General features: G+C 62.0%; 11 protein-coding genes. 5 read left to right on the top strand and 6 right to left on the bottom strand.

Features of this window, described 5'->3' with window-relative positions; genetic code table 11:
* Nucleotides 1–13: 13 nt before the first annotated feature.
* From hrpA to C8K58_RS11800, 4 genes are all read left to right on the top strand, one after another.
* Nucleotides 14–3,925, top strand: coding sequence for an ATP-dependent RNA helicase HrpA (gene hrpA / locus C8K58_RS11785; protein ID WP_108573750.1), 3,912 nt, complete (start codon nucleotides 14–16; stop codon nucleotides 3,923–3,925).
* 361 nt (nucleotides 3,926–4,286) lie between these two features.
* A complete protein-coding gene (locus tag C8K58_RS11790) occupies nucleotides 4,287–5,408 on the top strand; it encodes a beta-ketoacyl-ACP synthase III (protein WP_108573751.1) in 1,122 nt (373 codons plus the stop codon).
* A gap of 17 nt (nucleotides 5,409–5,425) precedes the next feature.
* Nucleotides 5,426–6,040: an RNA polymerase sigma factor gene (locus C8K58_RS11795; protein WP_108573752.1), complete on the top strand. Its 615-nt coding sequence runs from the start codon at nucleotides 5,426–5,428 to the stop codon at nucleotides 6,038–6,040.
* A complete protein-coding gene (locus C8K58_RS11800) occupies nucleotides 6,034–6,279 on the top strand; it encodes an anti-sigma factor (RefSeq protein ID WP_108573753.1) in 246 nt (81 codons plus the stop codon). Before C8K58_RS11795 ends, C8K58_RS11800 begins: the two co-directional genes overlap by 7 nt.
* Nucleotides 6,280–6,386: 107 nt before the next feature.
* On the opposite strand, the gene C8K58_RS11805 is transcribed toward C8K58_RS11800, so the two are convergent.
* Nucleotides 6,387–7,730, bottom strand: a complete 1,344-nt coding sequence (locus C8K58_RS11805) for a putative porin (protein WP_027603753.1) — start codon at nucleotides 7,728–7,730, stop codon at nucleotides 6,387–6,389.
* 283 nt (nucleotides 7,731–8,013) lie between these two features.
* Here C8K58_RS11805 and C8K58_RS11810 point away from each other — a divergent pair, with 283 nt between their 5' ends.
* A complete protein-coding gene (locus C8K58_RS11810) occupies nucleotides 8,014–9,138 on the top strand; it encodes a GNAT family N-acetyltransferase (protein WP_092355484.1) in 1,125 nt (374 codons plus the stop codon).
* Nucleotides 9,139–9,147: 9 nt separating this feature from the next.
* On the opposite strand, the gene aqpZ is transcribed toward C8K58_RS11810, so the two are convergent.
* The 5 genes from aqpZ to C8K58_RS11835 all read right to left on the bottom strand — a co-directional run bounded on the left by aqpZ (nucleotide 9,148) and on the right by C8K58_RS11835 (nucleotide 14,299).
* Entirely contained in the window at nucleotides 9,148–9,849 is a 702-nt protein-coding gene (aqpZ, locus tag C8K58_RS11815) for an aquaporin Z (protein WP_092355304.1), read from the bottom strand.
* A gap of 226 nt (nucleotides 9,850–10,075) precedes the next feature.
* The gene (locus tag C8K58_RS11820) at nucleotides 10,076–11,908 is read right to left on the bottom strand and encodes an ABC transporter ATP-binding protein (protein WP_108573754.1); all 1,833 of its coding nucleotides are present in this window, start codon (nucleotides 11,906–11,908) and stop codon (nucleotides 10,076–10,078) included.
* An 82-nt stretch (nucleotides 11,909–11,990) separates the two neighbouring features.
* The gene (locus C8K58_RS11825; RefSeq protein ID WP_027603757.1) at nucleotides 11,991–12,554 is read right to left on the bottom strand and encodes a peptidylprolyl isomerase; all 564 of its coding nucleotides are present in this window, start codon (nucleotides 12,552–12,554) and stop codon (nucleotides 11,991–11,993) included.
* Between the two features lie 3 nt (nucleotides 12,555–12,557).
* Nucleotides 12,558–13,361 carry an alpha/beta fold hydrolase gene (locus tag C8K58_RS11830; RefSeq protein ID WP_027603758.1) on the bottom strand — a complete coding sequence of 268 codons (804 nt, stop codon included), beginning with the start codon at nucleotides 13,359–13,361 and terminating at the stop codon, nucleotides 12,558–12,560.
* A 14-nt stretch (nucleotides 13,362–13,375) separates the two neighbouring features.
* Nucleotides 13,376–14,299: a LysR family transcriptional regulator gene (locus C8K58_RS11835; RefSeq protein ID WP_108573755.1), complete on the bottom strand. Its 924-nt coding sequence runs from the start codon at nucleotides 14,297–14,299 to the stop codon at nucleotides 13,376–13,378.
* Nucleotides 14,300–14,337 lie beyond the last annotated feature (38 nt).

Raw genomic sequence — 14,337 nt, forward strand, 5'->3', positions numbered from 1 at the left:
CTTTGCGTACCTGATGACTGACCAAGCGCCCGCTATCGACCAACTGCTGAAAAACCTCGACCACGCCATGCTCGCCGACCGCCACCGCTTGCGGCGCCAGTTGCTCGAGCTGCGCAAGAAGCCCGACGAGGAGAAGCTGGCGCAGTGGGTCACGCGCATGCAGGCGTCCTGCGCCCAGGTCACGGCGCGGCGGGCCAGCCTGCCGGTGATTCGTTACGACGACAGCCTGCCGATCGCCGCCAAGCGCGATGAGATCAAGGACGCGCTGCAAAAGCATCAGGTGCTGATCATTGCCGGCGAGACCGGCTCGGGCAAGACCACCCAGTTGCCGAAGATCTGCCTGGAGATCGGCCGCGGCCAATATGGCCTGATCGGCCATACCCAGCCACGCCGGATCGCTGCGCGCAGCGTCGCCAGCCGCGTCGCCGAAGAGTTGGCCACGCCGCTGGGCGCGTTGGTCGGCTATCAGGTGCGCTTCGAAGACCAGAGCGATGCCAACACCCTGATCAAGCTGATGACCGACGGCATCCTGTTGGCGGAGACCCAGAACGACCGTTACCTGGAACGCTACGACACGATCATCGTCGACGAAGCCCACGAACGCAGCCTGAACATCGACTTCCTGCTGGGTTACCTCAAGACCCTGCTGCCGCGTCGTCCCGACCTGAAAGTCATCATCACTTCGGCGACCATCGACCTGGAGCGTTTTTCCAAGCACTTCGACGACGCACCGATTGTCGAGGTCTCGGGCCGCACCTTCCCCGTGGACACCTGGTACCGCCCATTGACCCTGGAACAGGACGAGGAGGGCAACCGCGTCGAAGACGACCTGACCGTCGACCAGGCGATCCTCGCCACCCTTGATGAAATCGCCGCCTATGAGCGCAGCGAACGCCGCAGCCCTGGCGACGTGCTGGTATTTTTGCCCGGCGAGCGCGAGATTCGCGATGCAGCCGAGATGCTGCGCAAGGCCCAGCTCAAGCACACCGAGATCCTGCCGTTGTACGCGCGGCTGTCGCCGGCCGAACAGCAGCGCATTTTCCAGTCCCATCCAGGGCGCCGCGTGGTACTGGCGACCAACGTCGCGGAAACCTCGCTGACCGTGCCGGGCATTCGTTACGTAATCGACAGCGGCACCGCACGCATCAGCCGCTACAGCTACCGTGCCAAGGTGCAACGCCTGCCGATCGAGGCGATTTCCCAGGCCAGTGCCAACCAGCGTAAAGGCCGTTGCGGCCGGGTGGAGCCGGGGATCTGCATTCGCTTGTACAGCGAAGAGGATTTTATCGGCCGTCCGGAATTTACCGATCCCGAGATTTTGCGCACCAACCTCGCGGCGGTGATCCTGCAGATGCTGCACCTGCGCCTGGGCGAAATCACCGATTTCCCGTTTATCGAACCGCCGGACGGCAAGGCCATCAGCGACGGTTTCAACCTGTTGCAGGAACTCTCGGCCGTCGACCGCAACAGCCAGCTCACGCCATTGGGTCGCCAGTTGGCGCGCCTGCCGGTGGACCCGCGCATGGGCCGCATGCTGCTTGAAGCCGCCAAGCTCGGCAGCTTGCAGGAAGTGTTGATCGTGGCCAGCGCCATGTCGATCCAGGACCCGCGCGAGCGCCCACCGGAGCGCCAGCAGGCCGCCGACCAGGCCCATGCACAGTGGAAAGATGCGGACTCGGACTTCGCCGGGCTGGTCAATCTGTGGCGTGGCTTTGAAGAGCAGCGCCAGGCACTCACCGCCAGCCCGCTGCGCAACTGGTGTCGCAAGAACTTCCTCAACTACCTGCGTCTGCGCGAGTGGCGCGACTCCCATCGCCAGTTGAGCCTGATCTGCCGCGACATGCAGTTGACCGTCAACAAAGAACCGGCGGATTTCCCCAAGCTGCACAAGGCGGTGCTGTCCGGCCTGCTCAGCCAGATCGGCCAGAAGACCGAAGACGGCGATTACCTCGGCGCCCGTCAGCGACGCTTCTGGATCCACCCGTCCTCGGGTATCGGCAAGAAACGCCCGCAATGGCTGATGACCGCCGAACTGGTGGAAACCACCAAGCTGTATGCGCGCATGGTGGCGAAGATAGATGCCGACTGGATCGAACCGCTGGCCGGGCACTTGATCAAGAAAAACCACTTCGAGCCCCACTGGGAGAAGAAGCGCGGCCAGGTGGTGGCGTTCGAGCAGATCACCCTGTTCGGGCTGATCGTGGTCGGGCGTCGGCCGGTGCATTACGGGCCGATTGACCCGGTGGTGTCGCGGGAGTTGTTTATTCGCGAAGGCTTGGTGCGTGGCGAGATCCAGTCCCGCGCCAAGTGCCTCACGGCCAACCAGCAACTGCTGGAGCAGCTTGACGAACTGGAAGCCAAGGCGCGCCGCCGCGATATCCTGGCCGACGAAGAGACCTTGTACGCGTTCTACGACGCACGGCTGCCGGCGGAGATCCACCAGACCGCCACCTTTGACAGCTGGTACAAGGTCAACAGCCAGAAAGACCCGCAGTTGCTGATCATGCGCGAGGAAGACGTGCTGGCCCGCGAGGCCAGTGAAGTCACTGCCGCCCATTACCCGGACACCCTGCACCTGGGCGACCTGGAACTGGCCCTGAGTTACCACTTTGAACCCAACCACCCCCGCGACGGCGTGACCCTGCGCGTACCGGCACCGCTGCTGCCAGCCTTGCCGCCGGAGCGCCTGGAATGGCTGGTGCCGGGGCTGATCGAAGCCAAGTGCATCGCCCTGGTGCGCAACCTGCCCAAGGCCCTGCGCAAGAACTTCGTGCCGGTGCCGGATTTCGTCAAGGCGGCGCTGCAGCGCATCGAGTTTGGCCAGGGTTCGCTGCCCCAGGCATTGGGGCGCGAATTGCTGCGCATGACCGGGGCGCGGGTCAGCGATGAGGCCTGGGCCGAAGCGGCGCAGCAGGTGGAAAACCATCTGAAGATGAACCTGGAAGTGGTCGACGGCCAGGGCAAGTTCCTCGGCGAAGGCCGCGACCTGGCCGAGTTGACTGCGCGGTTTGCCGAAGCCAGCCAGGCCGCGCTGGCCGTGCCGCACACCGCGAAAAGCCAGCAGCCGGTGGAGGCCAAGGTGTTCGCGGCGGTGGCCGAGAAAACCCAGCAGAAGATCGCCGGGCTGTCGATGACGGTCTATCCGGCGCTGGTGGAAGAAAACGGCACCGTGAAAGAGGGCCGTTTTTCCACCGCCGCCGAGGCTGAGTTCCAGCACCGCCGGGCGTTGCAGCGCCTGTTGATGCAGCAATTGGCGGAACCGGCCAAATTCCTGCGCGGCAAATTGCCCGGCCTCACTGAACTGGGCCTGATGTACCGCGAACTGGGGCGTATCGACGCCCTGGTGGAAGACATCCTGCTGGCCAGCCTCGACACCTGTGTGCTGGAAGGCGAAGCCAGTTTGCCCCGTGACGGTGCTGGGTTGGCGGCGCTGGCTGAACGCAAGCGTGGCAGTTGGACCGAACACGCCGAACGCCTGGCGCGCCTGACCCTGGAAGTGCTGAAGCTCTGGCATGGCCTGCAAAAGCGCTTCAAGGGCAAGATCGACCTGGCCCAGGCCGTGGCCCTGAACGACATCAAGCAGCAATTGAGCAGCCTGGTGTATCCCGGCTTTGTGCGCGAAACCCCGGCGCAGTGGTTCAAGGAATTGCCGCGTTTTCTCAAGGCCATCGAATTGCGCCTGGAGAAATTGCCTAGCCAGGTGCAAAAGGATCGTGTGTGGAGCAGCGAACTGGGCGGCCTGTGGGCGCAGTACCAGAACCGCTTGAACAAGCACACCCAGGAAGGCAAGCGCGACCCGCAACTGGAACTTTATCGCTGGTGGTTGGAGGAATACCGGGTGTCGTTGTTTGCCCAGCAGTTGGGGACCAAGGTGCCGATTTCCGACAAGCGCTTGAGCAAGCAGTGGAGCCTGGTCGAGGCCTGATCCCTTTCTCGGTTATCCAGACCAGACAGGTCCAAATGTGGGAGGGGGCTTGCCCCCGATAGCGATGTGTCAGTGGCAGAACCTGTGTCTGGTACACCGCTATCAGGGCAAGCCCCCTCCCACATTGAAACTTGATCGCGTTTTGATCGGGGTGTTTATCCGGCATATGGCGCCAAACCCCAGGGTTTGTGGCAAACTTCGCGGTTATAAATGCCGGGATCGTCGTGATGGGCTGGTGTGTAGCCACGGCGCGATGGAATAAAGCGATGCCAGTTTGATGTCCGCTGGGCGGAATAGAACTACTTACGGTTTGGTACGTCGGTACCAATATCATCTGCCTGACAGATTTAGAGGAACGATCGTGCATAACGTCGTCATCAGCGGCACTGGCCTTTACACCCCTGCCAACAGCATCAGCAACGAAGAACTGGTGCAGTCTTTCAATGCGTACGTGCACCAGTTCAACTCGGACAACGCCGCTGCCATCGAGCGCGGTGAAGCCCAGGCGCTGACGGAGTCGAGCGCTGCGTTCATCGAAAAAGCCTCGGGCATCAAGAGCCGCTTCGTGATGGACAAGGACGGCATCCTTGACCCGCAGCGCATGGCGCCGCGCCTGCCCGAACGCAGCAATGACGAGTGGTCGGTGCTTTGCCAGATGGCCATCGGTGCCGCCGAGCAGGCCCTGCAGCGCGCCGGCAAGACTGCCGCCGACATCGATGGTGTGATCGTCGCCTGTTCCAATCTGCAACGTGCCTACCCGGCCATCGCCATCGAAGTCCAGGAAGCCCTGGGCATCGCAGGCTTCGGTTTCGACATGAACGTGGCGTGCTCCTCGGCGACCTTCGGCATCCAGAACGCCGCCAACAGCATCCAGCTGGGCCAGGCCCGGGCGATCCTGATGGTCAACCCGGAAGTCTGCACCGGCCACTTGAACTTCCGTGACCGCGACAGCCACTTTATCTTCGGCGACGCCGCCACGGCGGTGGTCCTCGAGCGCGCCGACCTGGCAACGTCCGAGCATCAGTTCGACGTGGTGAGCACCAAGCTGCTGACCAAGTTCTCCAATAACATCCGCAACAACTTCGGCTTTCTCAACCGCGCGGCGGAAGAGGGCATCGGTGCGCCCGACAAGCTGTTCGTGCAGGAAGGCCGCAAAGTCTTCCGCGACGTGTGCCCGATGGTCGCCGAGCTGATCGGTGTGCACCTGGCCGAGAACCAGTTGAACGTGGCCGATGTGAAGCGCTTCTGGCTGCACCAGGCCAACCTGAGCATGAACCACCTGATCGTGAAGAAACTGCTGGGCCGCGAAGCCACGGTGGAAGAAGCACCGGTGATCCTCGATACTTACGCCAACACCAGCTCGGCGGGTTCGGTGATTGCATTCCACACCTACCAGGACGATCTGCCCAAGGGCGCCGTCGCGGTCCTCAGTTCGTTTGGCGCAGGCTATTCGATCGGTAGCGTGATCCTGCGCAAGCGTTAAGACAATCGAGGTCTTGAATGGCAGCAGCGGACGACGCGCACCTGCTTGAACGACTGCTCAAGGGCGAGCAACGGGCCTACAAGGAATTGGTCACCACGTACCAAAGCGCGATGCGGGCGGTGGCGTATGCCATCGCCGGCCAGCGCCATGCCGACGAAGTGGTGCAGGACGCCTGGCTGTCGGTGGTGCGCAACCTGGCCAAATTCGAAGGGCGCTCCAGCCTCAAGACCTGGCTGCTGACCATCACCGCCAACGCCGCCAAGGGGCGCTACAAGCAGAATCGCCGGGAAGTGCTGCTCGACGACTTGCCTTCGCCCCACGGCACCATCGGCGATGATCGATTCTCCGCCGATGATGGCCACTGGGCCGTCGCCCCGTATGCCTGGCACCAGGACACCCCGGAAGCCTTGCTGACCGAGGATGAACTGCGCAAGTGCCTGGAGCACACGTTGCTGAGTTTGTCCGAACTGCAAAGCAGCGTGCTGGTGCTGCGTGAACGCCAGGGGTTGGAGCTGGAGGAGATCTGTAATCTTCTGACGCTCTCACTCTCCAATGTCCGCGTGCTGTTGCATCGAGCACGGCTTAAAGTCTTCGCCACGGTGGAGCATTTTGAGGAAACGGGCGAATGTTGACCTGTAAAGAACAAGTGGCACGTTCCAGTGACTATCTCGATGGGCAATTGACCTTTCGCGAACGTCTGCTGGTGCGTCATCACTTGATGTTCTGCCCCAACTGCCGACGGTTTATCCGCCAGATGCGCCTGCTGCAGGCGACGTTGCGGATGCTGCCGCAGGAACCGGTGAAGGGTGTGGATGCCTTGGCGCAGCGGCTGGCTGCCGAGCGGCTCAAGGATCAGAAAGACGGGGAATAAGCAGGCTCGCGTGGGGCGATCGGACGGATGATGGGGACCGATCCACCCACGCAAGTCTGGTACAGCCACCTCGGGCCGTCCTGGCCCGAGGTCTTGAACACTTATCTTTAGAACTTGGCTTCTGCATCCAGCTGGAAGGTGTTGGCTTTGGCGCTACCGTCCACCAGCGTGCGGCTGTAGGTGTCGGTCTTGGTCAGGAAGTAGGTCGCGCCGACGGCGAAGTTCTTGTCGATGTCATAGCCGACTTTGAACTTGTGACCACGGGAACCCGTGAAGCCGCCGCCGAAGTCCGAATCGGTGAAGGCACCCACCACGGCGTTTTTCTGCACGTCGCGATAGTTGTAGTCCAGGTTGAAACCGAACACCTTGGACTTGGCACCCAGCAACCAGGCCGTGTCCGCATCGTCGATTGCGTCGTTGTTTTTCACATACTGACCGTAGAACGACAGGGGGACCGCCAGGCCGCCGATATCGACTTGACCGAAACCTTCATACAGGCGGAACTCGCCGTTGGGGGTGTTACCGTTGGTGGCCAGCACGTTCGGGGTACTGGTGCCTGAGGCACGGCTGTCTTCATCGTTCTGGTAGGCGTAGACGCTGCCGCCCAGGGTCATTTTCAGGTTGTCGGTCACCGAGAAGCGGGTCCCCAACTGGCCGGTGGTCAGGCGCAGGTCATGGCGGTACTGCACGCCGTCACCGTCCACGTTGTCCTTGAGGTTGTAGTTACCCAGGCTGCCGAACAGCTCGGCGCTGCCGCCCAGTGGGTACTTGTAGGTGAGTGCCAGGCCTTCCGGGTTGATGTCGCTATCCCAGATCACATCGCCCATGTTGACCCAGGGCTGCAGCATTTTGCCGCCAATGATATGCAGGTTTTTGATCTGGTCGGGGTGGTAGTCGATATAGCCGAGGTCCAGCCAGATCGATTTTTTATCGAAGTAGCCGTCCAGGTCCTGGTTGGTGGAGCGCGCATCGCTGCCGCCGCCGGTGGCGATACGAATACCGGTGTCTACCTGCGGGTTGATTTCGGTGTAGGCGCCGAGGCGCGCGCGGATCCGTTCGCGGTCCTTGTCACGACCGGTGACGCCGGCGCGGGTAACGCCATTTTCGCCTTCGACCTTGATGGTCTCGTGGCGCATGCGCACATCACCCTTGAACTGAGTCTTGGCGGCCCAGGCCAGCTTCTGGTCGAAGCTGCTCAGCTCGTTGGTTTTCTTCGCGGTGGCCGCGATCTGTTCGTTGGTCTCTTGTTGAGCTTGCCGTGCGATCTGCTGTTCTTTCTGGTCTTTGGCCAACTCGTTTTGCAGTTCGGTGTACTGCGAAGCGGTGATCTGGCCGTTGGCCTTGAGCATGTCGAGCAATTTAGCGTCGACTGCAGCGCTGGCCGGAACGCTCAGGGCCAGTAACAGGCCCCCGCACAGGGCCGCTGCAGTTTTAGTGGAAGCAAGACGCATATCAATCTCCGAAAGTGAGGAGGGATGGCAAACCATCCAGGACACAACCGACCGATGACGGACGGAAAAGTAACCACCTGATAGAACCAGGCGCTCTAAAAACAGGCGTCAGTATCACGATCGTTTATGACGGCGCAGTGGCGAAGTGATGTCATGTAGATGACAAATTATTTAAGAATGGAACTATTGATTTAGAGCCTTGTCGGGCGATTTGGGGGTGTGCCCGGACCTGCGATAAGCGATACTCGCCAGGCTTTCATGCCATGACGTAGTGAGGATGCCGATGCCGCTGCAACGCCTGGACAACCTGTCCGAAATCGCTCCGCAGGCCTGGGACGCACTGGTGCCGGACGCCCAGCCCTTTGTGCGGCACGCCTTCCTCAGCGCGCTGGAAGACAGTGCCAGCCTGGGCCCTCAATCGGGCTGGCAACCGGAACATTTGTTGCACTGGGAAGGCGACCGCCTGGTGGCGGCATTGCCCAGTTATCGCAAATGGCATTCCTATGGCGAGTACGTGTTCGACCATGGTTGGGCCGATGCCTGCGAGCGTGCGGGCATTGATTACTACCCCAAGCTGCTGACGGCCGTACCATTCAGCCCGGTCAGCGGCCCCCGCTTGTTGGCGGCCAGCGTCGACGATGGTTTCGAACTGCTGAAGAGCCTGCCGGGCTACCTGGAAATCGAAGGGCTCTCCAGTGCCCATATCAACTTCACCGACGGCTTGGCCGATGAGGCGTTAGCCCAACAACCGGGTTGGTTGCAGCGCCTGGGTTGTCAGTTTCACTGGCAGAACCGTGGTTACCGTGACTTCCAGGATTTTCTCGATGCCCTCAGTTCCCGCAAGCGCAAACAGATGCGCAAGGAGCGCGAACAAGTGGCGGGGCAGGGCATCGACTTCCAGTGGTTGCAAGGCCACGAGTTGAGCGAGGCGCAATGGGATTTTGTCTACGCCTGCTACGCCAATACCTACGCGGTCCGCCGCCAGACACCCTACCTGACCCGCGAATTTTTCAGCCTGCTCGCCGAACGCATGCCCGAGGCGATCCGTGTGGTGCTGGCCAAGCAAGGCACACGCCCAGTGGCCATGGCCTTCAGCCTGATCGGTGGCGACAGCTTCTACGGCCGCTACTGGGGTTGCCTGGCGGAGTTTGACCGGCTGCATTTCGAAACCTGCTTCTACCAGGGCATGGATTACGCCATCGCCCACGGCCTGCAACGCTTCGACGCCGGCGCCCAGGGTGAGCACAAATTGATTCGCGGGTTTGAACCGGTGATCACCCGGTCATGGCACTACCTGCGCCATCCCGGGTTGAAGAATGCCGTCGAGGATTTCCTCGAGCGCGAACGGGTGGGGATTGTGGCGTATGCCGAAGAGGCGAGGGCAGCCCTGCCTTACCGGCAGGGCTGACCCTTTGCCTCAGGCCGGCTCCTCCTTGCCCAGCCATCGATAGACAACACCGCCCGCCACCGCACCCAGGATCGGCGCGAGCCAGAACATCCACAACTGCTGGATCGCCCACCCGCCGACGATCAAGGCCGGGCCGGTACTGCGGGCCGGGTTGACCGAGGTGTTGGTCACGGGGATGGAGATCAGGTGGATCAAGGTGAGGGCCAGGCCAATGGCGATGGGCGCGAGGCCCTTCGGGGCACGGTGGTCGGTGGCGCCGAGGATGATCAGCACGAACATCGCTGTCATCACCAGCTCGCAGACAAACCCCGCTGCCATTGAATAGCCGCCCGGCGAATGCTCGCCATAGCCGTTGGAGGCCAGTCCGCCGGCCAGTTCAAAGCCCGGCCTGCCACTGGCGATGAAGTACAACAATGCGGCGGCGACCACCCCGCCGATGACTTGGGCCACGATGTACGCCGGTAACTCCCTGGCCGGAAACCTCCCGCCCACTACCAGCCCCACCGATACCGCCGGGTTGAGGTGACAACCGCTGATATGCCCGATGGCCACCGCCATGGTCAGCACCGTGAGCCCGAACGCCAGGGCCACACCCAGCAACCCGATCCCGACGGCGGGAAAAGCGGCGGCCAACACCGCACTCCCGCAACCGCCCAACACCAGCCAAAACGTTCCCAACCCCTCTGTGACTGAACGCTTGAACAAAGACATGCAGCACGTCCTTGATAGATCGCTCTACCCAATCAGTAAATCAGTGATGCTCCCTGCAGATTTACTTCAGCGCCCGTCTGGGCACTGCACTGAGTACAGCATGGTTTTTACACAAATCCAGGCCACCAAATGTGGGAGGGGGCTTGCTCCCGATAGCGGAGTGTCAGTCGCAAAATGTGGTGACTGACCCACCGCTATCGGGAGCAAGCTCCCTCCCACATTTGCTTCAGTCGATGCCGACAAACCCACCGGTCTGGTGCTGCCACAAACGTGCATACAAGCCGCCATGGGCCAGCAGCTCGGCATGGCTGCCCGTCTCGGCAATCTGGCCTTTCTCCAGCACCACCAGGCGGTCCATCCGCGCGATGGTCGACAACCGGTGCGCAATCGCAATCACCGTCTTGCCTTGCATCAGGGTTTCCAGGCTTTCCTGGATCGCCGCTTCCACTTCCGAATCCAGCGCCGAGGTGGCTTCGTCCATGATCAGGATCGGCGCATCCTTGAGCAGTACACGGGCAATGGCGATACGTTGACGCTGCCCACCGGAGAGTTTCACCCCGCGTTCGCCCACGTGGGCATCCAGCCCGGTACGGCCTTCCGAGTCCGACAGCAGCGGGATGAACTCGTCGGCACGCGCCTTGTGCACGGCGGCCCAGAGTTCTTCGTCGGTGGCGTCCGGCTTGCCGTACAGCAGGTTGTCGCGGATCGAGCGGTGCAGCAGCGAGGTGTCCTGGGTGATCATGCCGATCTGTTCGCGCAGGGTTTCCTGGGCCACTTCGGCGATGTTCTGGCCGTCGATCAGGATCCGCCCGCCTTGCAGGTCGTAGAGGCGCAGCAGCAGGTTGACCAGGGTCGACTTGCCCGCGCCGGACGGGCCGATCAGGCCGATTTTTTCCCCGGCCTTGATCTCAAGGTTCAGGCCGCCAATGATCCCGCTCTGCTTGCCGTAGTGGAAATCCACGTGCTCGAAGCGGACTTCGCCACGGGGCACGCTTAAACGCGGGGCGTTGTCGCGATCAATCACGGCCAGGGGTTGGGCGATGGTTTTCAGGCCGTCCTGCACCATGCCGATATTTTCGAAGATGCCGTTGACCACCCACATGATCCAGCCGGACATGTTGACGATACGAATCACCAGGCCGGTAGCCAGGGCAATCGCGCCCACCGAGATCAGCGACTGTGTCCACAGCCACAGGGCCAGGCCGGTGGTGGTGACGATCAGCAGGCCGTTCATGCTGGTGATTGCGATGTCCATGCTGGTCACCACGCGGCTGGCCAGCTGGGTTTTTTCGGTCTGCTCGATGATCGCTTCCTTGGCGTACTGCTGCTCGTATTGGGTGTGTGCGAACAGCTTCAAGGTGGTGATGTTGGTGTAGCCGTCGACGATGCGGCCCATCAGTTTGGAGCGTGCCTCCGACGAGATCACCGAGCGTTCTTTCACGCGCGGCACGAAGTAGCGCAGCGCCAGGCTGTAGCAAACGATCCAGGTCACGAGTGGGATCATCAGGCGCCAGTCGGCCTCGGCAAACAGCACCAGGGAGCTGATGGCGTAGATCGCCACGTGCCAGATAGCGTCCACTGCCGCCACGGCGGAGTCGCGCAGGGAGTTGCCGGTTTGCATGATGCGCTGGGCGATACGCCCGGCGAAGTCATTCTGGAAGAAGTTGAGGCTCTGCTTGAGCACGTAGCTGTGGTTCTGCCAGCGGATCAGGCTGGTCATGCCGGGGCTGATGGTCTGGTGCACCAGCAGGTCGTGCAAGGCGCCGAAGATCGGGCGCAGCAGCAGGGCGACCACGGCCATCCAGATCAGCTCGGTGCTGTGGAGCTGGAAGAAGTTGGCGGGTGGCGTGCCCTGGGCCAGGTCGATGATACGGCTCAGGTAGCTGAACAGCGCGACTTCGATCAGCGCGCCGATCAGGCCCACCACCAGCAAGGCGGCGAAGTGCGGCCACACCTGGCGCAGGTAGTAGAGGTAGAAGGGCAGGACTTTGTCGGGAGGGGCGGCGCTGGGTGCGTCGCGGAAAATATCGATCAGTTGTTCAAAACGACGATAGAGCATTAGGGTTGACGCCCGCCTGGCGGGCTCTCCTTTCAAATGCGCGCGCGGCCTTGTGGGCCGTGCGCGGAGTTTCCTGCAGACCTCAGTCGATGCGCTTGGCCGACTTGATCAGGACAGGATCGATTGGCACGTTCTGCATGCCTTGCTTGGTGGTGGTCTGGGAGTTGACGATGATGTCGACCACATCCATGCCCTTGACCACTTTGGCGAACACGGCATAACCGGCATCGCGACCCGGGTCGAGGAAGGCGTTGTCAGCCACGTTGATGAAGAACTGGCTGGTGGCCGAATCCGGGTTCGAGGTGCGGGCCATCGACAGCGTGCCACGCACGTTATGCAGGCCATTGCTGGCTTCGTTCTTGATCGGCGCTTCGGTCGGCTTTTGCGACATCTGCTGGGTGAACCCGCCACCCTGGACCATGAAGCCCGGGATCACGCGGTGGAAGATCGTGTTGGTGTAGAAGCCTTTGTCGACATAGGCGAGGAAATTCTTGGTACTGATCGGCGCCTTGACCGGGTCCAGTTCGATTTCAATGTCGCCGTTGGTGGTGGAGATCAATACGTGTGGCGCCTTGGAAGGCTCGGCGGCCATCAGGTTGGCAGCGAACAGAACGGAACCGGCAAAAAAGGCGATTTTTTTCAGCATGGGTCAGTGATCCTGGGTAGTGGTTTCGACTGTCTCTAGAAAATCGAGCAGGGTGGTATTAAAGACTTCGGGTTGATCCAAGGGCGTGGCATGGCGGGAATCCTCGATCACCACCAGTCGCGCATCGGGCAGCAGTTTTACATAGTTTTCTTTCTGGGCCACGGGGGTGTAGTCGTGGTCGGCGCTGATGACCAGGGTTGGACAGGTAATCCTCGAAAGTCGTTCCTGTACGCCCCAGCCCACAATCGCATCGAAGCTGGCGAGATAAGCACGTTTGTCGTTTTTTGCCCAGCGTTCGGCCATCTTGCGGCGAAGGTCGGCCTGACCCGGCTTGGGGAAGAGGCGCTCGCCCAGTGCCTTGCCGATGGTGGCGAGGCTGAGCACACGGGCGAGCGTCCAGCGCTTGACCCACCACCCGTACTCCCGGGCACTGCGTACCTTGACCTGCGGCGCGCTGTTGACGATGCACAGGCTCTTGACCCGGCCGGGTTCGTCCACCGCCAGTTGGAAGGCGATCATGCCGCCCATGGACAAGCCCACCACATGGGCGGGCGGCAGGTCCAGGTGCTCGATCAGGGCGATCAGGTCGTAGGTGAACCCTTCGATGCTGTAGCGCTCCCGAGGCTTGTCGGAGCGCCCATGGCCGCGCACATCCACCACGATCAGGCGGTAGTGGCGGGCCAGCGCCGGCACCTGCAGTTCCCAATCCTGGCTGCTGGAGCCCAGGCCGTGGATCAGGATCAGCGGCGTGCCGTGGCCGTATTCCTCATAGTGCAGGCTGCAGCCTTCATGGTCGAACCAGGCCATGCATGAACTCCGTTTCAGGCTTGCTGGGGAGCGGCGAAAGGCGCGTCCAGAGGGGCTGTGTCAAAGGTGCGCAGCAGCTCCACGAGGATCTGCGTTGCCGGCCCCAAGGGTTTGTCCTTGTTTGAATACAGGTAGAACGTGGGGTGGCGGCTGCCGCCCTGTTCCAAGGGTAGCTGCTTGAGCACGCCTTCGGCGAGTTCACGCTCGATCATGTGCCGTGGCAGCCAGGCAAAGCCCAGGCCGCTGCCGACAAAGGCGGCGGCGGTGGCCAGGCTGCCGACGGTCCAGCGTTGTTCAGCGCCAAGCCAGCCCACATCCCGGGGTTGCTGGCGGCCGGAGTCGCGGATCACCACCTGCATCTGGCTTTCCAGGTCCTGGAAGCTCAACTCGCGGTTCATGCGGTGCAAGGCGTGCTCGGGGTGGGCCACGGCGACGAACTCCACGTCGCTCATTTCGGTGCCCAGGTAGCCGGGGATGCTGAAGCCGCAAATCGCCAGGTCGGCCACGCCTTCGATCAACAGCTCTTCGACGCCGGACAGCACCTCTTCCCGCAAACGCACCCGGCAACCACGGCTCTGCGGCATGAACGCGGTGAGTGCGCGTACCAGGCGCGCGTTGGGATAGGCCGCATCGACGACCAGCCGCACTTCGGCTTCCCAGCCCTGTTCCATATGGTGGGCGAGGTCTTCCAGCTGGCTGGCGTTTTTCACCAGTTGCCGGGAGCGGCGCAGCAGCACTTCACCGGCGTCGGTGAGTACCGCCTTGCGCCCTTCGATGCGCAGCAGCGGCACGCCGAGTTGGTCTTGCATACGGGCCACGGTGTAGCTCACCGAGGACTGCGAACGGTGCAGCGCTTCCGCTGCCTGGGCGAAGCCGCCGTGGTCGACGACGGCTTGCAGCGTGCGCCATTGATCGAGGGTAACGCGGGGCGCTTTCAAGATGTGTTCCTCTTGTCCTAAGCTGGCGGTCCCTATTG

The organism is Pseudomonas sp. GV047 (genome assembly GCF_003058245.1).
In the GTDB taxonomy this organism is placed as follows: domain Bacteria; phylum Pseudomonadota; class Gammaproteobacteria; order Pseudomonadales; family Pseudomonadaceae; genus Aquipseudomonas; species Aquipseudomonas marginalis.